The sequence below is a fragment of the Streptomyces iakyrus genome (assembly GCF_000717055.1).
Classification (GTDB): domain Bacteria; phylum Actinomycetota; class Actinomycetes; order Streptomycetales; family Streptomycetaceae; genus Streptomyces; species Streptomyces iakyrus.
The window spans coordinates 201910-226869 of the sequence record NZ_JNXI01000020.1; the positions used below are offsets into that span (position 1 = coordinate 201910).

Here is a 24960-nt window from a genome sequence, read left to right on the forward strand (position 1 = left end):
GCGGTCCCCGTCGAGGTCTTGTACGTTCTTTGCATGGCCTCCCAGCCCGCCCGGATCGTCTCCGCCTGGCGGCCCGCCGTCCCGGGTGTCGTCGAGGTCTTCCACGCGCGGTTCACCGAGTACGCGTATCCGATGCACGTCCATGACGCCTGGACGCTGCTGATCGTCGACACCGGCGCCGTGCGGTACGACCTCGACCGGCACGAGCACGGCACCCCGCACGACACCGTGTCGCTGCTGCCGCCGCACGTGCCGCACAACGGCTCCCCCGTCACCCCGGAGGGCTTCCGCAAGCGGGTGCTGTACCTCGACGCGACGCATCTCGGCAACGAGTTCATCGGGGCCGCCGTCGACCGGCCCGATCTGCGCGATCCGCTGCTGCGGCGCCGCGTGGGGCAGTTGCACGGCGCGCTGGGGCGGCCCGGTGAGGAACTGGAGGCCGAGAGCAGGCTGTTGTTCGTCGGGGAGCGGTTGCGCGGGCACCTGCGCTGCGACCCCGCTGCCCCGCGGCCGGCCGATCCCGTTCTGGCACGGCGGCTGCGGGAGTTGCTGGACGAGCGGATCGTCGAGGGCGTCGCCCTGCGGGAGGCCGCCGGGCTGCTCGGCGCCCATCCCGCCCATCTCGTACGGGCGTTCAGCGCGGCCTACGGCATCGCCCCGCACCAGTACCTGACGTCCCTGCGCGTGGGGCGCGCCCGGCGGCTGCTCCTGGAGGGGCGCTCACCGGGCGACGCGGCGGTGGCGGCCGGCTTCTACGACCAGTCGCACCTCACCCGGCACTTCCGGAAGTTGGTGGGGGTGCCGCCGGGGCGTTACCGGGCGGGCCGGGGGGTTAGCGCTCGGGGCGCTGGGTGAGGTGCGCGAAGGCGTCCAGGTTGCGCGTGGACTCCCCCCGCGACACCCGCCACTCGTACTCCTTGCGGATCGCCGAGGCGAAGCCCAGCTCCAGCAGGGTGTTGAAGGCGCCGTCGGACGCCTCCAGGACCTGGCCGAGCAGCCGGTCGAGCTCGTCGGCGGTGACGGCCGGCAGGGAGAGCCGGCCGGTGACGTAGACGTCGCCGTGCTGGTCGACGGCGTAACTCACGCCGTAGAGCTTGAGGTTGCGTTCCAGGAGCCAGCGGTGGACGCCCTGTTCGTTCTCGTCGGGGTGGCGGATGACGAAGGCGTTCAGCGACAGGGAGTGGCGGCCGACGATCAGGGAGACGGTCGTCTTGAGCTTGCGGGTGCCGGGGAGCTGGGCGACGTAGGTGCCGGGCCGGGGGCTCTCCCACTCCAGGTCGGCGTCCTTCAGCGCTCCCTCGATGACCTGGGCCGCGCGCTGTTCCTGATCGGTTTCACCCATGCAGCGAGCGTACGCGACGGCGGTGGGCCTGCATCGCGGCCGTGTAGACGTCCGCCGTGGCGGCGGCCGCCGTGTCCCAGCCGAAGGACTGGGCGTGCCGGGCGGCCTGCCCGCCGAGCCGGGGCACCAGCTGCGGGTCGTCGGCGAAGTCGCCCAGCACGCGCGCGTACTCGGCCGGGTCGTGGCCCTGGACGAGGAAGCCGGTGTGCCCGTCGCGCACGGCGACCGGCAGGCCGCCCACCGACGCCGCGAGCACCGGGGTGCCGGCCGCCTGCGCCTCTATGGCCACCAGGCCGAAGGACTCGCTGTAGGAGGGCATGACCAGCACGGAGGCGGCGCGGAACCAGTCCGCCAGCTGCTCCTGGCCGACCGGCGGGCGGAACCGTACGACGTCGGCGATGCCCAGGCGGGCGGCGAGCTTCTGCAGGCCCTCCGGCTTGGCGAGGCCGCTGCCGGAGGGGCCGCCGACGACGGGCACGAGGATGCGCGAGCGCAGTTCGGGACGCCGGTCGAGGAGGACGGCGACGGCGCGCAGCAGCACGTCCGGGGCCTTCAGGGGCTGGATGCGGCCCGCGAAGAGCGGGATCAGCGCGTCCTGGGGCAGGCCGAGGCGGGCCCGGGCGGCGGCGCGGCCGTCGGCGGGCGAGAAGCGGCTGAGGTTCACGCCGGGGTGGACCACGGCGACCTTGTCGGTGTCGGCCGCGTAGTGCCGGACCAGTTCGTCGGCCTCTTCGGTGGTGTTGGCGATGAGCCGGTCGGCGGCGGCGACGATCTGGGTCTCGCCGATGACGCGGGCGGCGGGCTCGGGGGTGTCGCCGTCGGCCAGGTTGGCGTTCTTGACCTTGGCCATGGTGTGCATGGCGTGCACGAGGGGGACGCCCCAGCGCTGGGCGGCGAGCCAGCCGACGTGGCCGGAGAGCCAGTAGTGGGAGTGGACCAGGTCGTAGTGGCCGGGGCGGTGGTGGGCCCAGGCCTGCATGACGCCGTGGGTGAAGGCGCACAGCTGGGCGGGGAGGTCCTCCTTGTTGAGGCCCTCGTAGGGGCCGGCGTCGACGTGCCGGACGAGGACGCCGGGGGCCAGCTCGACGGTCGGGGGGAGGGCCGCGGCGGTCGCGCGCGTGAAGATCTCGACCTCGACGCCGTGCGCGGCGAGGCGCTGGGCCAGCTCCACGATGTAGACGTTCATGCCGCCGGCGTCGCCGGTGCCCGGCTGGTGGAGCGGGGAGGTGTGCACGGAGAGCATGGCGACGCGGCGGGGCTTGCGGTGCAGCCGGAGGCGCGGGGACGACGACGCGGAGCGCCGGCCGAGCCTGCCGATGTACTGGCTCACGTGGCGTTCCTCCTCGCTCGGGGCATGCCTACCGCAGGGCGCCCGCTGCCCTCCGACGGAGTCCAACACTGGAAGCAGGTGCTCCATTTCCCGATTCGGCAGTTTTACCGAATCATTACCGCTTGTCGCTCAACCGTTCGAGGACGTGGAGGTTCCCCGCCCGCCGGGCCTCGGACGTACGGGCCGGGAGCAGCCGCCGGGCGACCCGCGAGCCACCGGCCGAGCCGGGGGTGGCCCTCGCCCGGCCCGCGAGCCACCGGCCGAGCCGGGGGTGGCCGTCGCCCGGCCCGGGAGCCATCGGGCGACCCGGGAACCACCGGCGCGCCCGGGGGTGGCCGTCGCCCGGCCCGTGCGCCGGAAAGAGCGGGGCGCGGGCGCCCGCGCCCCCTACCCTCACCGGCATGACGGACACACGGCACAGCCCGGGACCGCCGCCGCCCGATGAGTTCCTCCCCTGCCCGTGCTGCGGCCACCAGACCCTCGGCGAGCTGTGGGCCTACGAGATCTGCCCGGTCTGCTATTGGGAGGAGGATCCCTCCCAGCTCCGCCACCCCACGTCCGGCGGCGGCCCCAACCACGGACTCAGCCTGATCGAGGCGCAGGCCAACTTCCGGCGGATCGGCGCGGTCACCGAGGAGATGCGGCGCCACGTACGGCCACCACGGGCCGACGAGCCGGTCGACCCGGGCTTCCGGCCCGCCGACCCGGACCGGGACCCGTTCGAGCAGGGTCCGGCCCACGACCCGATGCCCGGCGACCTCACCACCCTCTACTACTGGCGCCCCACCTACTGGCGCCTGCACCTCGCGCCTGACAGCGCCGACGGCCGCTTAACCTCGTAGGCATGACACCCCGCGCAGCCACCCGCCCCTTCGGCACGGTGACGCGCGGGACGACCAACCCCAACCGGCTGCGCCGCATGGACCGCTGGATCGCGGCCACGCACGGCGCCGAGCTGCGCCGCGCCACGGATCCCGTGGCGGTCGACCTCGGATACGGCGCCGCCCCCTGGACGGCCGTCGAGCTGCTCCAGCGCCTGCGGACGGTCGCGCCACGCGCGCGCGTGGTGGGCATCGAGATCGAACCGGCACGGGTCGCGGCGGCGCTGCCCTACGAACGGCCGGGGCTCGTCTTCCGGCACGGCGGCTTCGAGATCCCGATCCCGCAGCGGCCCCTGCTCGTCCGCGCGGCGAACGTGCTGCGGCAGTACGAGGAGGGCGAGGTCGCGGCCGTGTGGCAGCGGCTGTGCGCGCGGCTCGCCCCGGCCGACCCGGCGACCGGGTCGCGCGGCGGGCTGCTGGTGGAGGGGACCTGCGACGAGATCGGGCGCCGGCACGTCTGGGTCGCGCTCGGGCCGGAGGGACCGCGCACGGTCACCTTCGCGACCCGGCTGGGCTCCCTGGAGCGCCCTTCGGACCTGGCGGAACGGCTGCCGAAGGCACTCATCCACCGCAATGTCCCGGGCGAGCCGGTGCACGCCTTCCTGCGGGACTTCGACCGCGCCTGGGCGGCCGCCGCGCCCTACGCCTCCTACGGCGCCCGGCAGCGCTGGATCCGCGCGGTGCGCGACCTGACGACCGACTGGCCGGTGACGGACGGCCCGGCGCGGTGGCGGCAGGGCGAAGTGACGGTGCGCTGGGGAGCGTTGGCCCCGGGTGTCCGCTCCTGACCCTCGCGGGGGTTGCCGCGGTCAGGACACGCTTCGATGGAACGATCTCTTTGAGTCGTTCGTCACACAGACCGGAGAGATCGCGGGCCGGGGGCATAACGGCGAGGGGGCGGCGGGAAGTACTACCCCTGTCGCTTTCCGGACGGACATGGCAGCATCCCCGGACGAACCGCACGTTACTGACGGTTAATCAGTTTGGGGGCTGAGGTATGGGAACGGGCAAGCGTGGCCTGATCGCGACGGCGGTGGCCGTGGTCTGCGCGGTCACGGTGCTGGCCGCACCGGGCACGGCGTTCGCGAATCCCACCCCCTCCCCCACCCCGAGCGCGGGCCCGGCCCTCGCAACCGGCCAGGACCTCGAAGCCGTCCGCAAGAAGCTCGACAAGCTCTACCGCGCCGCGGGCCGCGCCACCGACGAGTACAACGCCGCCGAGGAGAAGGCGGACAAGCAGTCCGCCGAGGTCGTCGAACTGGCCAAGAAGATCGTCAAGGGCAAGGAGAAGCTCCGGAAGCTGAAGGCCCGCGCGGGCGCCGCGGCCGCCGCCCAGTACCGCGGGGGCGGGCTGCCCCCCGAGGCCCACCTGGTCCTGAGCGACGACCCGCAGGACTTCCTCGACGGCGCCGGCCGCGTCCGCGAGGGCCACCACGCGACGAAGGGCCTGCTCGGCGAACTGACCCGCACCCAGGAGGACTTGGAGCAGTACGCGAAGGACGCCTCCGCGCAGTGGAAGAAGCTGGAGGCGGGCCGCAAGGCCAAGGCCGCCGCACAGAAGAAGATCGAGAAGCAGATCGCGCAGGCGGAGAAGCTCGAATCCGCGCTGCAGAAGGAGGAGCAGGAGCGCCTCGCCGAACTGGAGAAGGAGGCCGCGAACAAGGCGCAGACCGCCTGGCTCGACTCCGGCATCCTCGACGAGATCGACGGAAAGGCCTCCGAGCAGGGCAAGAAGGCCGTTCAGTACGCCACGGCCCAGATCGGCAAGCCGTACCAGTGGGGCGCCGAGGGCCCGAAGACGTACGACTGCTCGGGGCTCACGTCACAGGCCTGGATTTCCGCCGGGCGCGGCGTCCCCCGCACCTCGCAGGAGCAGTGGAAGCGGCTGAAGCACATCGCCGTCCAGGACATGCGGCCCGGCGACCTCATCATCTACTTCGGCGACGCCAGCCATGTCGCGATGTACATCGGCGACGGGGCGATGGTGCACGCGCCGCGGCCCGGACGTACCGTGACCATCGCGGGGGCCGGATCCATGCCCATCCTCGGGGTGGTCCGGCCGGACCCGGACACCGGCGCCAACTGATCACCGGTCACGGCCTGAAGGCGACGGCCCGAACGCGACGACCCGGACACGACGGCCTGAGGAGGGCGGTCTGAAGGCAGCGCACCGGATATCGGACACCCGCGGTGACCTGGCCCACGTGACCCACCGCACGCCCCACCGCGGGCAAACCGTGCGCTGACGTGACGTTCGTCATCCCCGCAGCATCTCCGAGCTGTCCAACTGCGGTACATATCGCGGCATATGACACTGACCGATGGCACAGCGGCGTGGCTCACACCATTCCAATGCGGCGCCGACACCCGCTATGGTCCCCGTCGGTGGGTCGAGGTCCCTCGCCCCACCGTGCCCTCGGGGGGAGGGAAGGAACCCAAGACGATGCCCGTACCCATACCGCGGCAGAGAGCGATCCCGGCCGTGGAGAGTGGTCAGGCGCAGGCCGCGTCCCCGCACGGCGGCTCGGCCGAGGAGTCCGCGAAGGACGTCTCGCCCACGGGCCGCACGCCGGACACCGCCGGCAACACCACGGACAAGGTGGAGAACAACACCGCCCACACCAACCTGACGCTGCTGCTGATCGAGGACGATCCGGCCGGTTCGCCGATCGTGCCCGACATGCTCGACCAGGCGGGCAAGCCGATCCGCGTCCGCACGGCCCGCAACCTGACGGAGGCCGGGCGGCTGCTGACCGACGACGTCCACTGCATCCTGCTGGACCTGGCGCTGCCCGCGCCCGGCCACAGCGACTCCGAGGACGAGCTCGCCGTGCTCCGGCACGTGCTGGAGCTCGCGCCCCGGCATGCCGTCCTGGCGCTGACCGCATCCGGCGACGCCGAGCGCGGCGCCGAGGCGGTGCGCGTCGGCGCCCAGGACTACCTCTTCCGCGACGAGCTGGACGGCAGGCTGCTGAGCCGCGCGATCCGCTACGCGGTGGAGCGCAAGCGTTCCGAGTCGGCTGAGCGCCGCCTCGCCGAGGGCCGGCTGCGCGCGCAGGAGAACCGCCGCCTGGAGCGCGGTCTGCTGCCGACGCCGCTGCTGGAGGGCTCCACGCTGCGGTTCGCCGCCCGCTACCGCCCCGGCCGCTCGCGCGCGCTGCTCGGCGGCGACTTCTACGACGTCGTGCGCACGCCGGACGGCACCGTGCACGCCATGATCGGCGACGTCTGCGGCCACGGCCCGGACGAGGCCGCCCTCGGCGTGGAGCTGCGGATCGCCTGGCGCGCGCTGACCCTGGCGGGCCTGTGCGGCGACCAGCTGCTGGGCACGCTCCAGCAGGTGCTGGAGCACGAGCGGGCCGACGACGAGATCTTCGCGACGCTGTGCACGGTGGACATCGCGCCGGACGGCCGCCGCGCCGGCCTGTGCCTGGCGGGCCACCCGTCGCCGCTGCTGGCCAGCCCGGGCAAGCCGGCCCGCCTGCTGCCGTACGACAACAACGGCCCGGCCCTCGGGCTGCTGCCCGGCGCCCGCTGGCCGCGGATGCAGGTGGAGCTGGGCGCCGAGTGGAGCCTGATGCTCTACACCGACGGCCTGATCGAGGGCCACATCGGCCAGGGCCGGGAGCGGCTCGGCCAGGACGGCATGACGGAGATGGTCCGCCGCCAGTTCGCCGAGGGCCTGCGGGGCGAGCAGCTGCTGCGGGCGGCCGTGAACGAGGTGCGCGACCTCAACGGTGGCGAGCTGACGGACGACGTGGCGGTCCTGCTGCTGGACCGCGTGCCGTAGCCCCGGCGCTTGCTCGGGAGGGAGCCCTTACCGGCCGCCGTTCCACGGGCCGTAGGGGCCGTCACTGCTGGAGCCGCGCTGGCTGCGGCCACCGCCCGGGAGCGCCCGGATCGCGGGCCGTACGTCGACCATGTACACGATCGTCGCGATGAGGCCGATGATCGGCAGGAACGACAGGATCGGGAAGAGCAGGTTCACCACGAAGGCGATGCCCAGGATGATCAGCCAGAAGGGCTTGGTCTTCTTGTCGGCCGCGCGGTAGGCGTCCTCCCGGCGCACAGCCGCGTCGAACAACGCGAAGCCGCTGAAAACGATCAGGGCCATGCTCAGAAGCCACATAAACCCTGCGAAGCCCTGCATCAGCACAACGTCCACCACCTGACTCGGCTCGTCCTACGCGTCACCGTACCCGTACAACGGGCCGGGCACCCCCAGGGTGCCCGGCCCGTGTGACCGCTCCGTCGTCCTGCTCCGCCTGTCCTACTTCGCGGGCGGGGTGGTCTTCTTCGCGGTGGCGGTCTTGCGCGCCGGGGCCTTCTTGGCGGGGGCCTTCGTCGCCGGGGCGGCGGCCGCCGGCTTCGCCGGCTCCTCCTTGACCTCGACCGGCTGCGGCTTCGGCTTCGGCTCGACGGCCACGGCCAGCTCCTCGACGCCCTCGGCGACGTCCTCGATGCTGTCGGCGGCCTCGCCGCGCCAGGTCCGCACGGCCTGCTCGCCGTGCTCGGCGACCTTCTCGTAGGTCTCACGGGCCTTGACGGCGTACTCGGCGGCCACGCCGACGCCGCGCAGCGCGAAGTCCTGGGCGCTCTCGCCGAACTTCTTCAGGTCCGCGTCGATCGTGCTGCCGAGCTTCTTGATGTCGACGTCGATGGAGCCGATGAACTCCGTGACCTTGGTCTGCAGGGTCTCCTGCGTCTCCTTGACGCGGGCGGACGCCTCCTTGGCCCGGGCGGACGCCCTCTCCTGGACGGCCTTGGTGTCGGTGTTGCGTACGGCGTCGATCCGCGCGGGGGCCTCGGAGCGCAGCTGCCCGACCAGGGCCGGCACCTTCTTGGCCTGCTGAAGGGCCAGGTCGGCGGTGCCTGCGGCGAAGTAGAGCGGGGTCGGGTCGCTGAAGGTCTTGCGCAGGTCGTCGGTGATGGCCATGGTGATGGTCCTCCCGGATTCTGTATCGCTTGAGGGTTCGGCTGAGGGTTGTGTGATCCGCGGCAGAGCGGCCGGTGCCCTGGTCCGGCTCAGCCGGCGCTCTGCTGCGGGTCGATGTCGCTGCCGTCGTTCTTCTCGATGCTCTTGCCGGCGCTCTTGCGGCTGCGCCGCCGGGCGGGCTGAGCGCCCGTGGCCGGGCCGGGCGCCGGTATCTCGGCTCCGGCGCCGGGAGCGTCCCCGTCCACGCTCACCGCGCCGCCCCCGGGGACGACACCGACGACGCCCGCACCGCCCGAGCCGTCCACAGCACCCGGGACATCCGAGCCGTCGCCGCTCCCGAACCCGTTCTCCTTGCGGAAGGACTCGTAGATCTGCAGCAGCACCTGCTTCTGGCGCTCGTTCAGCGCCGGGTCGGCGAGGATGACGGCGCGCGTCTCCACCTCGTCCCGGTCCCGCTCGGCGTCGAGGATGCCGGCCCGGACGTACAGCGTCTCGGCGGAGATCCGCAGGGCCTTGGCGACCTGCTGGAGCACCTCCGCGCTCGGCTTGCGCAGCCCGCGCTCGATCTGGCTCAGATACGGATTGGACACCCCGGCGGCATCGGCGAGCTGCCGCAGCGACAGCTGCGCGGTGCGCCGCTGTTCGCGCAGATAGTCACCGAGATTGCCGACGTTGAGCGATGCCATGCCTCCACAGTGCAGCACCTCGCTAACTATTGCAAGCACCCGCTTGCAAAAGTGCGCCACGCCACCCGGCGGGCCGGACCGGTCATGTCCTGTCTCTGTGATGTCCGGGCAGTCTCGGAGATCTCCGGGCATCTGAGTTGACGTCTCGGATCGTCACCTGGCAGAACCGCCCGCACGACGGGCTGCGGGACCCGTTCATACCCGGGCGGTCGATGAGCCCGAACGAGAAGTACGCCGCCCTGGTCGCCGCCGCCGGCTACGTCCCGGTCCCGCTCGGCCCGCAGGAATACATCGGTCTGCTGCCCCGGGAGTTCAGAACGATCAACTCCTACGGCGTCCGCATCCGGCATCGCACCTACGACAGTCCTGAGCTGACGCCGTTTCGACGGCAGCCGTCGGGCACCGGACCGGGTGGCAGGCGGTGGGAAGTCCGCTACGACCCCTACGACATCTCCCGCCTCTGGGTACGCAATCACCGCGAAGGCGGCTGGATCACCGCGCTCTGGCGGCACCTTCGCACCGCACCGACCCCGATGGGCGAGCTGGCCTGGGACCACACCCGCCGCGTCCTCGCCGAGCGCGGCACCGATCCGGTCACCGAGCAGGAGATCGCCCGGGCCGAACGGCCTCGCCCAGGTCGGCCGCGGAGTCGCCGCCGACGTCCTGACCGAGGCCGGCTTCGACCCGGCCGACGCCCTGACATCAGAGCAGGTGAACACCATGCCCGGACTTCAGACCGAAGCGATCGGAGAGGATTCCAGGTCTCAGCCCTGCCGGGTCACCAGTCGACGAGATTGATCAAGCGGGAACAGTGCGGGTCGCCGATGTCGCCCGGCACGGTCCGTTCCACCTCCTCGATCAGGGAGGGAAGAGCCGCCAGCAGGGCGGTCAGAGCACCGGACAGTCTCACGTCGGCGGCGACCACGTCGGTGTCTTCTTCGTGGTCGATATACAGGCGCATCCGATCGGGGCCCTGGAGGAGAAATCCTCGCAGCCGCGGGTCGGGCTGTTCCTCGGTCCAGGGATAGGTAAGGGTGCGCAGGATGGTGAAGGCGTTGTCGCGCTCTTCCAGGCCGGCGGGAGCGACCTGCGCCGGATCCACATGGACGAGGGTCATGCCCATCACCGAGTCGACACGGCTGCTGGAGACGATCTGCGTGCCGGTGCTCAAGGCACGCACGAGACCGAGGACGTCATTCGCGCCCGCTAGCTCCTCCGGGTCGTCGATGGCGCGCAGAGGGATCTCCCAGACCATCAAGTCGCCTGGAGCACTCGCATGCTGAGGGCCAGTGACAATCCGGACCCCTGCGGCGGGAGACGGCGAGGGCAGGACGCCTCGGATGAAACGGCCATCGGGCAGGGGGGCGTGGATGTGGTGGAGCAGCAGACGGACGATGTCCGCCTGCTGCTCCGCGATGTCGTCGTACGTGAGAGTCACGCGTCAAACGATGTCACTGGTTGAGCCAGTTCGGGCACCTGTTCATGCCCTTGCAGTAGGCAGTGATGACACCGATCTTCTGGCCGGCACCGGCGTCGTAGTCTCCATCTGCGGTCTTGCGGGCGTACTGGACAATCACGATGACCTGCACACGGCGGTTGCCGTTCCACGCATAGGCCCAGTACTCAAGGCGGGCGCCGTTCTTCTTGTCGGGCTTGCCGTTGATAGCGGCATTGACGATCTTGCACTTCTTGATGTTGTGCGGACCGGAGAAGTGCTTCCAGCCGAGCTTGCTGTTGCCGACACGGGTGGGAATCACCCGGTCGTCCCAGTCCTTCTGCTTGCACTTGACGGTCTTGTCCCAGGCCGGTGCGGCATGGGTGGGCGTAGTGATGCTGCCAGTGAGAAGGGCCGTTGCGGCAAGTGTCGTCGCCGCCCCCGTTGCGATCCTTTTCATGATCTGACCATGTCATAGCCGGTGGTCGCGTGCGCCTCAATATTCACGCCAAGTGGACTTACCCGAGACGATCCGCTCCGACTCGTCTCACCGGTCTCCGGGCACCGCAGGTCAATGCCCCGTACTGTCCGGACTTATCTGAGACAGGACAGGTCAGCCCCGCACGATGCAGAACGGATGCCCCGCCGGGTCCGTGAGTACCCGCCACCTGTCGGGGTTCGGCTGGTGCTCCGGCCTGACCGCGCCCAGTTTTACGAGACGTGCCTCCGCCTCGTCGAGGTCCGGAACGTCGAAGCAGCAGTGCAGTTGCTGGGGTACGTCCTGGTCGGGCCAGCTCGGTGCCCGGTAGCCGTCGACCCGCTGGAAGCCGAGGATGAGTCCGCCCTCACCGCCCAGCGCGGCGAAGTCGGCGTTCGACTTCGGGTGCGGTTCCAGGCCGGTGGCCTGCTGGTAGAACGCCGCGAGGGCGAGCGGGTCCGCGCAGTCCAGGGTGATCGCGCTCAACGTCATCTGTAGGGGCATGGCTCCTCATCGGCCGAAGGCCTCCTGGCAGGACGTCCAGGCAGGCCCGCTCAGCAGGGGGTGGATGCGGGTGAAGAGGCTCAGGAGCCCGGGGCCCCACGCGGCGCGGAAGGCGGGGTCGGTGCGGGCGAGGTCGACTTCGTTGGCGGCGGACAACTCGGCGAAGTCACGCCGTGCCTGCGGGCCCGGGACGTGACTCAGGCCGGTGAACCGGTCGTGGAAGGGCCCGTCGGCATCCGCGAGCCGAGGATAGGTGGCCCGGCGATCGCAGGACGCGTGCAGGTAGACGAGCGCCTCGGCCTCCGCACCGATCGCCGCAGTCAGCTCCGCCCGGCGGTCCGTCGGCAGCAGGGCCTCGGGAAAGCCGTCGGTGCCGTAGAACGCGTGGCACAGGCCCGCCCGTTGGAGGGCCGGACGGGCGCCCCACGCGGCGAGCTGTCCCTGGACCCGGGTGAGGTGCGCGAGGAGGGTGCCGCCCGGATGGGCGACGGCAGCGGCACCGAGGCCCCTCAGCAGCACGACGGCCCGGTCGGCGGCGACGGGAGATGCGGGCACGGGCATGTCCTTCCGGGACTCGGTCGGCACGCGGTCGGCACCCGTCCGTGCCTTCGGCTGCGGGTCCGGACCCTGCGAAAGCGCCGGACGGGTTGCCGCCTGGGCCCGGTACCGAGCATGCTCGAAGCGCAACACCCCAGTCAATCCTATGAATTGCTGCACCGACCCAAGCTGTAGCTTGGGTCACGTGACTCTGGACGATCTGCGCGTCTTCGTGAGCGTGTGCAGGGCGGGCAGCCTCAGTGCCGTCGCCCGGGAACTGGGCTGCACCCAGTCCGCGGTGAGCCAGCACGTGAAGCGGCTGGAGCGGGAAGCGGGCGTCAGCCTCCTGGAACGCCGGCCGCGGGGCGTCGTACCGACCCACGCGGGGCGTGTGCTGTGGGATGCCGCCGCCGACAGCATCGCCGGCCTGGACGCGGCCCTGCGCCGCGTCGGCGACCTGGTCAACGGCGACAGCGGCGCCGTGCGCGTCACCACGGGTGGGACGACCGTACGGCACTTCATGGCCGAGGCCGTCGTCGCGTTCCGGCAGCGCTACCCGAAGGTGAGCCTGGAGTTCCAGACGGAGACGTCCAGCCGCAGGTGCTTCGAGGCTCTGGCCGACGGGCACCTCGACCTCGCCTGGGTCACCATGGACGGCCCGGTCCGGGGCATCGAACAGCGTCCCGTCGTGGATCTGCCCTGGGTGCTGGCCGTCCGCGCCGACGATCCGCTCGCCGGCCGCTCCCGCCTCGACGCGGCTGATCTCGCCGACGTGCGCCTCATCCGTCTCCCCCACAACTCCACCTCGGGCGCCCGGCTCGACGCCGCCTTCGCCGACGCGGGCATCCGGAGCCGCTCCGACACCGGTGTGGCCGACTGGGACACCGCTCTGCTGCTGGCCGAACTCGGCCTCGGCCATGCCGTCGTGCCCGCTGTGCCCGGCCGGCCGGTCCCCGGCGACGGGCCGCTGCGCCTCGTCCCGGTGCCCGACCTGCCGCCGCTCGCCGTCGGCTGGGCCGTCCGCCGCTGGGACGCCCTCTCTCCACTCGCCCGGTCCTTCGCCGAGACGGTGGCCGGCAGTTGCCGGCAGCGGGACGCGAACAGCGGGACGGCGCCGCCCCCGGCACGCGAAATCGATCGACGGCCGCGGCCGGACACGCCATGATCCGTCCTCGTGACGACTCCTCCCCAGCGACACCTCGTCCGGGCCGCCGCCCGCAACAACGCCGAGTGGTGTGCGGTGATGGGCCGGGCGCACGGGGTGGCGAGCGCGTTCGGGGGCGAGGCGTGGGCCGCCGCCCGGCGTACGCCGGTGTACTCCCCGGACGCCGTGACCCTGGAGCCGGGCGCCGACCCGGCGGCGCTCGTGGCGCGGATCGACACGGTCTCGCCCGGGGCGTCGGTGAAGGACAGTTTCGCCGACCTCGATCTGACCGGGGCGGGGTTCCGGGTGCTGTTCGAGGCGGAGTGGATCCATCGTCCGGCGGGTGTTCCCGTCACGGCGCCGGATCTCGCGTGGGACGCCGTGCGGGATCCGGACGCGCTGCGGGACTGGGCCCGGGCCTGGGACGACGGGGGCGGGAACGCCGGCCTGTTCCGGCCGGCGCTGCTCGACGATCCGGAGACGGTCGTCCTCGCCGGGCGGTCCGCCGACGGGCGGGTGGCCGTCGGAGCGGTGGCGGCCGGAGCGGTGACGTGGTCGGTGTGTCCAACGTCTTCGGCCCGCCCCACGTGGCCTGGCCCCTCGTCCTGCACGCGGTCGGCCGGCTGTTCCCCGGTCTGCCCGTCGTGGGTTACGAGCAGGGCGACGACCTGACGGCCGCCCTCCGGTACGGTTTCGAGGCCGTCGGGCCGCTCCGGGTGTGGACACACGCCGGGTAGCCGGCCGCTAGTGCGGCTTGTACGCCAGGAACGTGCCCACCTGCCTCTTCGACCCTCCCTCCGGTTCCTGCACCACCCGCGTCGTGACCACCAGACCCGCCCGCTGGAGGAGCTCGGCGATGCGGTCCGGGGGGAGCAGGTACGACGCGTAGGACACCGGGTGGTCGCCGTAGGCGTGGGTCGGGTGGAGGTGCTCGCCGCCTCCGACGTGGCCGGCCAGCATCAGCCGGCCGCCGGGCGCGAGGGTGCGGTGGAACTCGGAGAACACCGTCGGCAGCCACTGCGGCGGGGTGTGGTGGGTGGCGTAGTACGCGAGGATGCCGCCGAGCTCGCCGTCGGCGATGTCCAGCGCGGTCATCGAGCCGACGGTGAAACGGAGTTCCGGGTACGCCGCCCGGGCTAGCTCGATCATCCTCGGCGACACGTCCACGCCGAACGCCGGGACCCCGAGGGCGGCCAGATGTGCCGTCACCTTGCCGGGGCCGCAGCCCAGGTCGGCGACCGGCCCGGGGTGCGGGGGCCGGACGAGGTCGGCGAACGCGGCCAGCATCGCGCGGGACACCGGGTCCAGCTCGGCCGGTTCCTTGACGCGCCGGGCGTAGTCGGCGGCGACGGCGTCGTAGGACTCGCGGACCGCGGTGAGGTGGGACGGCTCGGTCATGCCGCGAACCTAGGCGACGGGAGTGACACGTCCGTACTCCGACGCCAGTACGCCGGTCTACTCCCGCCGTGAGACGACCCCGAGGCCCCCTTCCGGCAGCGTGGTCGACGTGGACACGCATACCGAACAGGAGCCGGCCAAGCCGCACCCAGGTCCGCCGCCGAGGCTCGGCCGCCCGGCCCGCCGGGCCGCCCTCGTCGTGCACGTCATCGCCTCCGCCGGCTGGCTCGGGCTCACGCTCGGGCTGCTCGCACTCGGGATCACGGCCGCCACCGACGGCTCCGCCGGGACCGTGGAGGCCTCGGTCCGGGCCATGAAACTCTTCGCCGACTGGCTCCTGCTGCCCGTCGCGTTCCTCACGCTCCTCAGCGGCCTGCTGCTGTCGCTGGGCACGGTGTGGGGTCTGGCCCGGTACCGCTGGGTGTACACGAAGTTCTGGCTGACCCTCGCCACGACGACCGCCACGGTGTTCGCGCTGCGTCCCGGGGTGAACTCCGCGGTCACCGCCGTCGCCGCGGGCGGGCCGCTGCCGGACGCCGGTGACGTGCTGTTCGGGCCGGTCGTGTCGCTGTCCGCGTACGTCTTCATGACGGTGATCTCCGTCCTGAAGCCCTGGGGGAAGACCCGCCGCGGCCGCAGAAAGCCACAGGCATTTGCCTAAATCTTTTAGGCAGGGGCACACTCTTTTCAGGCAGAAGGGAGAAGCCTCATGGCACGCGTAGGACTGACGCCCGAGCGTCTGACCGAGGCCGGCGCCGAGCTCGCCGACGAGGTCGGCTTCGAGCAGGTCACCGTCTCGGCACTCGCCCGGCGGTTCGACGTCAAGGTCGCGAGCCTCTACTCGCACGTGCGCAACTCCCACGACCTGAAGACGAGGATCGCCCTGCTCGCCCTCGCGGAACTCGCCGACCGGGCCGCCGAGGCCCTGGCCGGACGGGCCGGCAAGGACGCCCTGGCCGCCCTCGCCAACGTGTACCGCGACTACGCCCGGGAACACCCGGGCCGCTACGCCGCGGCCCAGCTACGGCTCGACCCGCAGACCGCGGCCGCGAGCGCCGGTGTCCGGCACGCGCAGATGACCCGGGCGCTGCTGCGCGGCTACGACCTGACGGAACCGGACCAGACCCACGCCGTCCGGCTGCTCGGCAGCGTCTTCCACGGCTACGTCAGCCTGGAGCTCGGCGGCGGTTTCAGCCACAGCGCCCCGGACACCGAGGAGACCTGGGCCCGGATCCTCGACGCCCTCGACACGCTGCTGCGGAACTGGCCCGCGGCCCCCACCGACCCCCGAGGCTGACACCCATGCACACCGAGCACGACTGGATCACCACCCCCCTCACGGCGGACCTGCTGCGCGGCGCCCTCGACGTGGAGCGCACCGAGCACGGCCTGCTGCCCCACCGGCTCCCGGCCCGGGCCCGGGCGCAGAACACCAACGCGCAGCTGGCGATGGCCGAGGCGCAGCCCTCCGGCGTACGCCTGGTGTTCCGTACCGCCGCGACCGCCGTCGAGCTGGACACGCTGCGCACCAAGCGCGACTACACCGGCTTCCCGCCGCGCCCGGACGGGCTGTACGACCTGCTCGTCGACGGCGTCCCGGCCGGCCAGGCCTCGGGGACCGGCGGCAACCGCCTCACCGTCGACCTTGCCACCTGGGCGGGCGAGGTCACGACCGGCCCGGTCGGCACCGTCCGCTTCACGGGTCTGCCCGCGCGGGACAAGGACGTCGAGATCTGGCTGCCGCACAACGAGACCACCGAGCTGGTCGCCCTGCGCACGGACGCGCCCGTCGCTCCCGCGGCGGACCGGGACCGCCGGGTGTGGCTGCACCACGGCAGCTCGATCAGCCACGGCTCGGACGCGGCGAGCCCCACGGCCATCTGGCCGGCGATCGCCGCGCTGCGCGGCGGTGTGGAGCTGGTCAACCTCGGCTTCGGCGGCAGCGCGATGCTCGACCCGTTCACCGCGCGCGCCATGCGGGACACCCCGGCCGACCTGATCAGCGTCAAGATGGGCATCAACCTCGTCAACCAGGACGCGATGCGGCTGCGCGTCTTCGGCCCCGCCGTGCACGGGTTCCTCGACACGATCCGCGACGGGCACCCGGACACCCCGCTGCTGCTCGTCTCCCCCATCCACTGCGCCATCCACGAGGACACACCCGGCCCCACCGCCCCCGACATCGACGAGATCGGCAAGGGCCGCCTGGTCTTCGCCCCCATGGGCGACCCGGCGGAGACGCCCATGGGCAAACTCACCCTGACCGTCATCCGCGAGGAACTGGCCCGCATCGTCGAACAGCGCGCCGCCGACGACCCGAACCTCCACTACCTCGACGGCCTCGACCTCTACGGCCCACAGGACGCCGCCGCCCTCCCCCTGCCCGACCACGTCCACCCGGACGCAGCCACCCACCAGCACATCGGCGACCGCTTCCACGAACTGGCGTTCACCAAGGGAGGCCCCTTCGCCGCGGCGTAGCGACAGGCCGGCGGGTCAGCCCTCGAAGCGCCGGTCAGCTCTCGAATCCCTGGTCCGCCAGGATCCCGTTGACGCGGGCCCGGTGTGCCGACTCCCAGGTGTCCAGGGACTGTGCGGCCTCCTCGGCCAGTTTGGTCCGGGCCGCGGTCAGGATCTCCTCGCGGCGGGCGCCGGGGACCACCACGACGCCCTCCTCGTCGGCGACGGCCACGTCACCCGCGTCCACGTCCACCCCGCCGCAGCGCACCCGCTCGTTCAGCGGACGGGCGGCCGACTTGGTGCCCGGGATGGGGATGACGCCGCGCGCGAAGACCGGGAAGCGCATGTCCCGGACCTCGGCGAGGTCGCGGATCAGCCCGTCGGCGACGAACGCGGTGATGCCCCGGCGCCGGGCGACGGCGCAGACGTTGCCGCCGGCCAGGGCGTAGTCCAGGTCGCCCGACTCCACGACGACGACCGAGCCGGGGGCGGCCCGGTGGATCGCGGCGTGCAGCATCAGGTTGTCGCCGGGAGGGCACCGCACGGTGAAGGCGGGTCCGGCCACTCGGGGCACCGGCCCCCACAGCGGCCGGATCCCGAAGTCCATGACCTGCGCGCGGCCCAGCAGGTCGGCCAGTGTGGTCGTGGGTATGTCCGTGAACGCGTCGACGTCAGCCATGGCAGGGACCCTAGTCGTCGAACAGCCGCCCTAGAACGGCAGTTCCCTCGCCCGCACCACCTCCAGCCGCGACACCGCTCGCGTCAGCACCACGTACAGCCGGTGCAGTCCCCGTTCCTCCGCCTCGGCGATCGCCGCCGGTTCGACGGCCAGGACGTGGTCGTACTCCAGGCCCTTGACCACACTCGCCGGCACCAGGGCGACCCGCGCGCCGAGTTCGTCCGGGCCCGCGGCTTCGATGCCGGCCGCGTCCAGTGCCGCCCGCACCCGGGGAACGTCCGCGTCCGCCGCGACGATCCCGACCGAGCCCTCCCGCCCCAGCGCGTCCCGGACGGCCGTCACGACCGCCCCGGGCACGCCCTCCACGGTCGTCTCCCGCATCCGCAACTCCCCGTCACCGCGCAGCGAACGGGCCGCCGGCACCTGCACGTCGAGGCGCTCCAGCAGCCGGTTGGCGAGGCCGACGACGGCCTGCGGCACCCGGAACCCGGTGGTCAGGGCGACCACGGCCGCGTCCGGTTTCCCCAGGTGCGCGAGGACCGCGGGCCAGGCCCGCGCCGCCCACGGCGTCGTCCCCTGCGCCAGATCGCCCAGCACCGTCAGCGACCCGAAGCGGGCCCTGCGGGCGATGGCCCGGCACTCCATCGGGGACAGATCCTGCGCCTCGTCGACGACGACGTGCCCGTACCCTGCCGGATGTGCGATCAGCCCGGCGACCTCGTCGAGCAGCACCAGGTCGGCGGCCGACCAGCGCGCCGACTTCCACGACCGGGGCGGCCGCTCCCACAGCAGGGCCCGCTGCTCACCGGCGTCGAGGAACCCTTCGGCGGCCGCCGCCAACGCCCCCGCGTCGCCGAGCAGTCCGGCCACGACCTCCTCGGGCCGCACCCGCGGCCACACGGCGTCGATGTACGCCGACACCGGCCGCGCCCGCTCGACCCGCCGCACCCAGGCGTTCGGCGGCGGTCCGGCCCGCCGCTCGGCCTGCTCGCGCAGGCAGCGCACGATCCGCGCCCGGACCCGCTCCCGTCCGACCTCGTACGGCGGTTCCTCCTCCCGCACCTCGGCCACGATCCGCGCGAGCCGCCCCGCCGGCACCCGCCACCGGTAGGCCCCGTCCGGCAGGGCGATCTCCGCGCCATTCCCGTCGGCGCGCACCCTCGCGTACAGCGCACGCCGCAGCACCCCGGCCATCCGGGCGTCGTGCTTCACGACGGCGGCCCGCTCGTCGTCCACGCCCCGGACCGGACCGCGCGCGATCTCCTCCACCAGGGTCGACTGCCGCACCCCGGTCTCGCCGAGGGCGGGCAGCACCTCGGCGATGTACGACAGGAAGGTGCGGTTGGGCCCGAGGATCAGCAGACCGCCGCGCCGGATGCGCTGCGGGTAGGTATAGAGCAGATATGCGGCCCGGTGCAGCCCGACGGCGGTCTTGCCGGTGCCCGGCGCGCCCTGCACGCACACCGACAGCGCCAGATCCCCCCGGACGAGGTCGTCCTGCTCGGGCTGGATCGTCGCGGCGATGTCCCGCATGGGTCCGACCCTGGGCCGTTCGATCTCCCGGGCGACGATCTCGCTGTCGCGCGTCTCCCCCTGCTCCAGGTGTTCGTCCTCCAGGCCGGTGAGATCCCCGGAGTCGCCCCGGCTCCCGGGCGCCCACCCGAAGCGCCTGCGCACCACCACGCCCTGCGGGTCACGGGCCGACGCCTGGTAGAAGGCGCGGGAGACGGGCGCACGCCAGTCGACGACCAGGGGCGGTTCGGCCGGGTGCTCGGAGATCCGCAGCCGCCCGATGTGCAACTGCCCCTCGCCGCCCCGCAGGGCCCCGAAGAACAGCGGCCCCTCGGGCAGTTCCCGCAGCGCCTTCGCCCGGCTGCGCAGCTGGTGTCCGAGGACTTCGGCATCCGCCCCGGACGCGGACACGTCCTCCCCGATGACGACCTGTTCACCGGCGCCCTCGACCATTGCGGCGAGGGCGGTCCGGCAGCGCTCGTGGTGGGCGCGTTCCCGGTCGAGGACGTGCTGAAGGGCGGGTTCGGTCGAGGTCATTCCCCCGAGCGTACGCGAAAAAGTGACCGAGTTAAATAAATTACCGAGTATCACCAGAGAGGTGCGGCGGCAGCCCGGCCGCGAGCCGGCCGAACGCCCGCTCCGCCGCCGCCACCGCGTCCGGCCGCACGTCCGCCACCCGCTCCCCCGCCGCGATCCGCCGCCAGTTCTCCAGCGCCAGCACCCGCAGCACGGCCATGATCTGCCCGGCCGCGAGCCGCGCGTCCAGATCACCCCCGAGCACCTCGGCGAGCGCGGCCTCCGACCGCTCCTGGTGCGTGTACGCCCGGGCCACCAGGGAGGGCGTCCCGTAGAGCAGGGAGTGGAAGGCGAGCACGTCGGGATGGTCGCTGAGCCCGGTCACGGGGTCGCCGCGCTCCAGCCCCGCCAGGAAATGCCGCCGCAGCGCCTCCACGGCCGCCCCCTCGCCCTGCGCGACCACCCGGGCGGCCTCGCCCTCGTGATCGGCGATCCGGTACAGCACCAGGTCCTCCTTGGCCGGGAAGTACCGGAACAGCGTCGGCTTCGAGATCTCGGCCGCCGCCGCCACCTCCGCGACGGACACCGCGTCGAACCCCTTCTCCATGAAGAGCCGCACGGCGATGTCCGACACGGTCTCGTACATCCGCTGCTTCTTGCGCTCACGCAGGCCGGGGTCGCTCATGAGAGGGAGCCTACGCAGTGCCGAAAACCCCTGAGATCTAAGCGAAGGCGCGGGCGAGGTACGGGTTCGCCGTGGAACGCGTGGGGAGGCCGAGGGAGGCGGTGGCGGCGGCGAGGGTCACCGCGTAGGAGTCCACCGCCCTGCGGACGTTCGGGGCGTCCAGGCTCGCTCCGGTGACGATGCGGTCCAGGTCGACGTAGGCGGAGCGCACGATCTCCAGCCAGCGGTACACCTGCCAGTCCTTGCGCCAGTCGTGGGTGTACTCGGCCGGCAGCCGACGCTCCCAGCGGCGGAACATCCGGTCCCTGATCTCCGGCCGGGTCGGCGTGAGGTGCATGTGCCGGACGAGGTCGTACAGGGGGTCGCCGACCACGGCCATCTCCCAGTCGATGATCGTCAGCGCGAGGTGGTCGTCGCGGCGTACGAGGTTCCAGGGGTTGAGGTCCCCGTGCAGCAGGGCGGGCTGACGCTCGCTCAGCTCGTGACGGGAGAGGATCAGCCGCAAGCGGTCCGCGTCGGGCAGTCCGAGATGCCGGGCCAGTTGCCGGGACTCTTTCGGCAGGCCCCGCACCAGGGCGATGAGCTGCTCCTGCAACCAGCGGTGGAACCGGCCCTCACCGGCCGTCGGATCGACCTGTCCATACCGCACGCGCGTCAGGGCGCAGAGCTGGTCCACCAGACTGTCGGCTTCGTGCGGCAACAGGCCGTGGACGGGGTGGTCGGGGGGCCGGCCGACGTCTCGGGGCCCGACGTAGGTGTGCAAGGCGAAGGTGTCGCTCTGCAACGTCTCGCCCAGTGCGAGCACCCTCGGCGCCGCCACGTCGATGGACGATTCCTCGATCGCCCTCAGCACCGCGTGCTCGCTGAGAAATCCCCGCTCCCGCCGGCACACGTCGGGCAGCTTCCGCCGGACGACGACGGGCGAGTCGACGCCCGGCACGGTCACCACGGTGTTCAGGTGGGCGGTCCCCTTGAACACCCTCCCCGCGGGAGCGGCTCCCTCCGCCAGCAGCGCCTCCCGCACCGCGGCCGGCGGGAAGTCGGGGCGCTCCGGCACCCGCCGGTCGGGCCTCCACTCGAACGCCTTCGCGATCCAGGCCCGGCCGCTGAAGGTCCCGTTCATGCGCGACACCAGCCATCGGAACAGGACCCGCCTGATCTCGCCCTCACGCGGCACCCTCGTGAGGCGCAGCGGCTCCGCCGCCGCCTCCAGGGCCCGCCACACCTCCGCGGTCGCCTCGTCCAGGCTCGTCTGCGTGAACGATTCCCCCAAGGACCGGGCGGCCCGCATCACGTCCGGGAAGACGGACTGGGCCCGCTCGAAGGCCAGGTAGTGCCGGAGGTCCCTGGCCAGGCCGTTGACGGCGGCCGGACGGATCTCCTGCATGGCCCCGGCCCATGCGTCGACCACGTCGGCCCACTGGTCGGCCGGGTACCGCATGCGCACGAGGTGGGTCGCGAGGTCGTGCAGCGGGTCGCCGTAGGTGGCGAGCTCCCAGTCGACGCAGATGAGGGGCGGGTCACCCGCGTACGACACGATCACGTTGTCGCGGTGCAGGTCGGCGTGGAGCAGGCTGTACGGCCGCCGCGCCATCGCCGGAACCCGCCCGGCCAGCTCGGCGAGCGCGTCCTCGGGGATGCCGAGCGCCGCGAACAACCCGCCGAACGATGTCCAGTTGGGCCGCCGGATCTGCCGGTCGGCCAGGTGTACCAACGTCTGGAGGAAGCCCTGACTGTCCGTGTGGTTGCGGGGCCAGACGGGAGGGAGGGCCGGCAGCGCTCCACGCCGTACGTGCGTCATCTGGGCGAGCAGCCCCGCCAGGGCCTGGACGAGCAGGTGGTCGACGGGCTTGCCGTTGCCGCAGACGCTGGAGAGCGGAACGCCTTCCACGAAGCTGTGGACGGCGAACCCGTCGTGCTTGAGCAGGCATTCCGGCGCGTGCGGCAGGACGCCCCGGACGGCGTCGAGGATCTCCGCCTCGTTCTGCCACGTCCGGATGACCACGGGCAGCGCGTCCGGACGCCGCCCCCGGACGGTCACCGACGTCCCTGGCTCCCGTCCGACCAGGCGGGCCATCCCCTCCGTGAGCGGGAGGACGTAGTTCCAGTTGTGGTGGCCGCTGGTCGCCTGCCCCAGCTCGGCGGCCCGTTTCACGAAAGCCCGGCAGGTGGCGTCGTGCGAGGCGCGCTCCCCGAGAAGAGGACGGGGAAGAGGGGGTGCGCCCACTGGCCGCTCCGGAAGTACGAGAAGGGGGACGGTAAGGCAAACCGTAGGTTCGCGGCGGGGGCCGCGCATGGCGGAGTGAGCCGATACGGGTGGTTTGCCACTCATCTGTATGAGCCTGCGCGAGCTTGTTCGATCGGCCGGTCGGCCTTCACATACGAACGAGGGCGGGCGATCGACTCAGTCGGTGCACGGTGCGGGAATGCTACACCCACCCGCCCCTCGGCCCTCTCCTGCTTCCCTGAGCGCCTTTTCGCTACTCAGGGCGCTCGGACAACAGGTCCCAGACGGACTCGTACCACTTGCGCATGCTGTCCACGAAGACGCTTCCGGCCGAGTCCGGGTCGTCGTCCTCCACGTGGTGCGTCAGCGTGGCGCCGAGGCCCAGGACGTCGAGTGCACGCACCTGCTCCCCGCTGTCCAGGACCAGCTCCCGCTCTTCGACCAGGTACGGGCCGTGCAGCACCTCGACCCCGTTGATCACGTACAGCTTGAACGCCGGGGTCAGAGGCGCGTGCCGGATCTCCAGCTCCACGGACGGGACCAGCTTCGCCGCCTCCAGGTCCCTCAGCACATGGTTCAGGGACTCGGTGCTCCGCCGGGTGATGGTGCGGAAGCGGTCCCTCAGGCGGGGAGCGTCCCCGCCGCTCACAGCGCGCGGGTAGGGCAGCTCCATCGACGCCGACGGCAGCAGTATGCGCAGGGCGATGCGCTCGGGCGCGATGACACCGGAACGGATCCGCTCGGCTTGCAGCCGGATGTGGACGTCCAGCGACTCGGACGTCAACGTGTAGGCGTCCAGGGTGACTTCCGGCCGTTCGAACGCGGCGCTGATGAGGGGGCCGAGCGTGATCACGCGGTCGGGCCGTTGACTGCTCGTCGGCGAGTGGATCCGCTGGGACTTGATCACCTTGGACCCGCTCCCCTGCCGGGACTCGATCCAGCCCTCGCTCTTCAGCTCCTTGAGGACGCGCTGAACGGTGTCACGGGAGACGCCGAACTCGTCGGCCAGCTCGCGCTGCGGCGGCAGGAGGGAGTTCAGCGGGTAGCGGCCGCTGGCCATGCGCTCCCGCAACTCGCCCGCGACGCGCTCGAATGATCTGCCGCCGCCCTCGCCGGTGTGCCCCTCACTCACACCGCGACCGTACCTCTTCACCCAGACGGTCAAACCGCCTTCAGTCAACTCGGGCAGTCAACTTGGCGACGAGTTAAGGGATCAGCAGCCCAGGGCAGAACCACACTGCGACAACCAGTCCAATTGGACTGCAAGTTGATCGCTTCACGGGAAGTGGTAGCTGGGGGCGCCATGAAACTCGTACAACTGCTGTCCGCACTCCTCGGTCTGACCTTCGAGCGCGTGATCGAGACCCGCTACGGTACGTCCGGGATGCTCTGCCTGTTCCTCATCGGAGTCGGCCTGCGCACCCGGAACCCGACCTGTCTGACCATAGCCGCCGTCCTCCTCGGCCTGTTACTCGCCCAGCACTAGGGCCGGCACCTAAGCGCGCAGCAGCCTCAGCAACGGCTCCAGGGACTCCAGCACCACGTCGGCCCCGGCCACCCTCAGGAGCTTGGCCTTCCTTCCGTTGCGCGCATAACCGAGGAAGGGCACCCCTGCCCGCCCGGCCGCCTCGTGGTCGGACGGCGTGTCGCCGATCATCAGGGCATCGCCCGGCGCCGCCCCCATCGCGCTCAGCGCCCGGTTCAGACAGTGCGGATCCGGCTTCAGGTGGTGCAGTTCCTGGGTGCGGCCGTAGATGTGCGGGGCGAAGCAGTCGGCGAGGCCGCGCCCCGCGAGGTACTTGCGGACCACCCGTGGCGAGTTGTTCGTGGTGATGGCCAGGCGCGCGCCCACGGCGGTCCAGGTGCGGATCAGCGGGTCGGCGTAAGCGGTCGGCCAAGCCGAGGACGCCGCCCGCAGTTCCTCCTGGGTGAGACGCTCCTCCAGCTCGGCGACGAGGTCGCTGCCGGGGTGCCGGCGGTCCACGGCACGCAGCACCACGTGCGGGTCGAGGGATTCCCGCTCGGCCTCGGTGAGCAGGCCGTGCAGGCCCCGGCCCTCGAGCCAGGAGACCAGGTCGCTCGCCACCTGCTCCGCCGAGTGTCCGGCGAACAGGCGGCAGATGGGCCCGTCGAAGTCCCAGAGCACGACACGCGCGCGTCTGGTCAGATCGCGGAGTTCGTACGGATCGTTCTCGGTCTCGATTGTCACC

At 72.1% G+C, this 24960-nt stretch carries 27 protein-coding genes and 2 pseudogenes; 12 read left to right on the plus strand and 17 right to left on the minus strand.

What is annotated here, in order from left to right; genetic code table 11:
• The first annotated feature begins 33 nt into the window (after window positions 1-33).
• Window positions 34-855 carry a helix-turn-helix transcriptional regulator gene (locus OO68_RS30110; RefSeq protein WP_033312315.1) on the plus strand — a complete coding sequence of 274 codons (822 nt, stop codon included), beginning with the start codon at window positions 34-36 and terminating at the stop codon, window positions 853-855.
• Here the strand turns inward: OO68_RS30110 and OO68_RS30115 are convergent.
• From OO68_RS30115 to OO68_RS30125, 3 genes are all read right to left on the minus strand, one after another.
• Window positions 833-1342 carry a type III secretion system chaperone family protein gene (locus OO68_RS30115; protein ID WP_033312316.1) on the minus strand — a complete coding sequence of 170 codons (510 nt, stop codon included), beginning with the start codon at window positions 1340-1342 and terminating at the stop codon, window positions 833-835. The two genes, OO68_RS30110 and OO68_RS30115, sit on opposite strands and share 23 nt — an antisense overlap.
• Entirely contained in the window at window positions 1335-2672 is a 1338-nt protein-coding gene (gene mshA / locus OO68_RS30120) for a D-inositol-3-phosphate glycosyltransferase (RefSeq protein WP_033312317.1), read from the minus strand. Before mshA ends, OO68_RS30115 begins: the two co-directional genes overlap by 8 nt.
• A gap of 115 nt (window positions 2673-2787) precedes the next feature.
• A complete protein-coding gene (locus OO68_RS30125; RefSeq protein WP_033312318.1) occupies window positions 2788-2970 on the minus strand; it encodes a hypothetical protein in 183 nt (60 codons plus the stop codon).
• A 103-nt stretch (window positions 2971-3073) separates the two neighbouring features.
• On the opposite strand from OO68_RS30125, the gene OO68_RS30130 reads away from it, so the two are divergent.
• The 4 genes from OO68_RS30130 (at window position 3074) to OO68_RS30145 (ending at window position 7343) form a co-directional block, all read left to right on the plus strand.
• On the plus strand, window positions 3074-3514 hold the full coding sequence (locus tag OO68_RS30130; protein WP_051814857.1) for a CPCC family cysteine-rich protein: 441 nt from the start codon (window positions 3074-3076) through the stop codon (window positions 3512-3514).
• Window positions 3515-3516: 2 nt separating this feature from the next.
• Window positions 3517-4341, plus strand: a complete 825-nt coding sequence (locus OO68_RS30135) for a class I SAM-dependent methyltransferase (protein WP_033312319.1) — start codon at window positions 3517-3519, stop codon at window positions 4339-4341.
• Between the two features lie 209 nt (window positions 4342-4550).
• Entirely contained in the window at window positions 4551-5639 is a 1089-nt protein-coding gene (locus OO68_RS30140) for a C40 family peptidase (protein WP_033312320.1), read from the plus strand.
• Window positions 5640-5996: 357 nt separating this feature from the next.
• Window positions 5997-7343 carry a PP2C family protein-serine/threonine phosphatase gene (locus tag OO68_RS30145; protein ID WP_033312321.1) on the plus strand — a complete coding sequence of 449 codons (1347 nt, stop codon included), beginning with the start codon at window positions 5997-5999 and terminating at the stop codon, window positions 7341-7343.
• 27 nt (window positions 7344-7370) lie between these two features.
• On the opposite strand, the gene OO68_RS30150 is transcribed toward OO68_RS30145, so the two are convergent.
• The 3 genes from OO68_RS30150 to OO68_RS30160 form a co-directional block, all read right to left on the minus strand.
• A complete protein-coding gene (locus OO68_RS30150; protein ID WP_078625544.1) occupies window positions 7371-7703 on the minus strand; it encodes a DUF2516 family protein in 333 nt (110 codons plus the stop codon).
• A 120-nt stretch (window positions 7704-7823) separates the two neighbouring features.
• Window positions 7824-8489: a hypothetical protein gene (locus OO68_RS46375; RefSeq protein ID WP_033312322.1), complete on the minus strand. Its 666-nt coding sequence runs from the start codon at window positions 8487-8489 to the stop codon at window positions 7824-7826.
• An 89-nt stretch (window positions 8490-8578) separates the two neighbouring features.
• Window positions 8579-9175 carry a helix-turn-helix domain-containing protein gene (locus tag OO68_RS30160; RefSeq protein ID WP_033312323.1) on the minus strand — a complete coding sequence of 199 codons (597 nt, stop codon included), beginning with the start codon at window positions 9173-9175 and terminating at the stop codon, window positions 8579-8581.
• Between the two features lie 212 nt (window positions 9176-9387).
• Between OO68_RS30160 and OO68_RS47200 the strand changes: the two are divergent.
• A pseudogene (locus OO68_RS47200) lies at window positions 9388-9657 on the plus strand (Mu transposase C-terminal domain-containing protein); the annotation flags it as partial.
• Between the two features lie 296 nt (window positions 9658-9953).
• Here the strand turns inward: OO68_RS47200 and OO68_RS47205 are convergent.
• The 4 genes from OO68_RS47205 to OO68_RS30180 all read right to left on the minus strand — a co-directional run bounded on the left by OO68_RS47205 (window position 9954) and on the right by OO68_RS30180 (window position 12153).
• Window positions 9954-10613 carry a hypothetical protein gene (locus OO68_RS47205; RefSeq protein ID WP_033312324.1) on the minus strand — a complete coding sequence of 220 codons (660 nt, stop codon included), beginning with the start codon at window positions 10611-10613 and terminating at the stop codon, window positions 9954-9956.
• A gap of 13 nt (window positions 10614-10626) precedes the next feature.
• Entirely contained in the window at window positions 10627-11070 is a 444-nt protein-coding gene (locus OO68_RS30170; RefSeq protein ID WP_157852766.1) for a hypothetical protein, read from the minus strand.
• Between the two features lie 153 nt (window positions 11071-11223).
• The gene (locus tag OO68_RS30175; RefSeq protein ID WP_033312325.1) at window positions 11224-11592 is read right to left on the minus strand and encodes a VOC family protein; all 369 of its coding nucleotides are present in this window, start codon (window positions 11590-11592) and stop codon (window positions 11224-11226) included.
• A gap of 6 nt (window positions 11593-11598) precedes the next feature.
• A complete protein-coding gene (locus tag OO68_RS30180) occupies window positions 11599-12153 on the minus strand; it encodes a DUF6817 domain-containing protein (RefSeq protein ID WP_033312421.1) in 555 nt (184 codons plus the stop codon).
• A 181-nt stretch (window positions 12154-12334) separates the two neighbouring features.
• On the opposite strand from OO68_RS30180, the gene OO68_RS30185 reads away from it, so the two are divergent.
• Window positions 12335-13294: a LysR family transcriptional regulator gene (locus OO68_RS30185; RefSeq protein ID WP_051814859.1), complete on the plus strand. Its 960-nt coding sequence runs from the start codon at window positions 12335-12337 to the stop codon at window positions 13292-13294.
• Between the two features lie 78 nt (window positions 13295-13372).
• Window positions 13373-14010 (plus strand): annotated as a pseudogene (locus tag OO68_RS42510) (hypothetical protein).
• A 7-nt stretch (window positions 14011-14017) separates the two neighbouring features.
• Here OO68_RS42510 and OO68_RS30195 read toward each other — a convergent pair.
• A complete protein-coding gene (locus OO68_RS30195) occupies window positions 14018-14671 on the minus strand; it encodes a class I SAM-dependent methyltransferase (RefSeq protein ID WP_033312326.1) in 654 nt (217 codons plus the stop codon).
• A gap of 109 nt (window positions 14672-14780) precedes the next feature.
• On the opposite strand from OO68_RS30195, the gene OO68_RS30200 reads away from it, so the two are divergent.
• Genes OO68_RS30200 through OO68_RS30210 form a run of 3 tightly spaced genes read left to right on the plus strand, consistent with a single transcriptional unit; the run spans window position 14781 to window position 17152 of the window.
• Window positions 14781-15332 carry a hypothetical protein gene (locus OO68_RS30200; protein ID WP_033312423.1) on the plus strand — a complete coding sequence of 184 codons (552 nt, stop codon included), beginning with the start codon at window positions 14781-14783 and terminating at the stop codon, window positions 15330-15332.
• Window positions 15333-15380: 48 nt separating this feature from the next.
• A complete protein-coding gene (locus OO68_RS30205; protein WP_033312327.1) occupies window positions 15381-15968 on the plus strand; it encodes a TetR/AcrR family transcriptional regulator in 588 nt (195 codons plus the stop codon).
• Window positions 15969-15973: 5 nt separating this feature from the next.
• The gene (locus OO68_RS30210) at window positions 15974-17152 is read left to right on the plus strand and encodes a GDSL-type esterase/lipase family protein (RefSeq protein ID WP_033312328.1); all 1179 of its coding nucleotides are present in this window, start codon (window positions 15974-15976) and stop codon (window positions 17150-17152) included.
• Between the two features lie 34 nt (window positions 17153-17186).
• Here OO68_RS30210 and OO68_RS30215 read toward each other — a convergent pair whose 3' ends face one another.
• From OO68_RS30215 to OO68_RS30235, 5 genes are all read right to left on the minus strand, one after another.
• Complete coding sequence (locus tag OO68_RS30215) at window positions 17187-17810, minus strand: RraA family protein (protein WP_033312329.1); 624 nt, start codon at window positions 17808-17810, stop codon at window positions 17187-17189.
• Window positions 17811-17840: 30 nt separating this feature from the next.
• Window positions 17841-19859, minus strand: coding sequence for a HelD family protein (locus tag OO68_RS30220; RefSeq protein ID WP_033312330.1), 2019 nt, complete (start codon window positions 19857-19859; stop codon window positions 17841-17843).
• Between the two features lie 40 nt (window positions 19860-19899).
• On the minus strand, window positions 19900-20523 hold the full coding sequence (locus OO68_RS30225; protein WP_033312331.1) for a TetR family transcriptional regulator: 624 nt from the start codon (window positions 20521-20523) through the stop codon (window positions 19900-19902).
• Window positions 20524-20560: 37 nt separating this feature from the next.
• Window positions 20561-22750, minus strand: coding sequence for a phosphotransferase family protein (locus OO68_RS30230; protein WP_033312332.1), 2190 nt, complete (start codon window positions 22748-22750; stop codon window positions 20561-20563).
• Window positions 22751-23003: 253 nt separating this feature from the next.
• Window positions 23004-23882, minus strand: a complete 879-nt coding sequence (locus OO68_RS30235) for a winged helix-turn-helix domain-containing protein (protein ID WP_033312424.1) — start codon at window positions 23880-23882, stop codon at window positions 23004-23006.
• Window positions 23883-24053: 171 nt separating this feature from the next.
• Between OO68_RS30235 and OO68_RS30240 the strand changes: the two genes are divergently transcribed.
• Entirely contained in the window at window positions 24054-24236 is a 183-nt protein-coding gene (locus OO68_RS30240; protein WP_033312333.1) for a hypothetical protein, read from the plus strand.
• Between the two features lie 9 nt (window positions 24237-24245).
• Here the strand turns inward: OO68_RS30240 and OO68_RS30245 are convergent, their stop codons facing one another.
• Window positions 24246-24959, minus strand: a complete 714-nt coding sequence (locus OO68_RS30245) for an HAD family hydrolase (protein ID WP_033312334.1) — start codon at window positions 24957-24959, stop codon at window positions 24246-24248.
• Window position 24960: the final 1 nt, after the last annotated feature.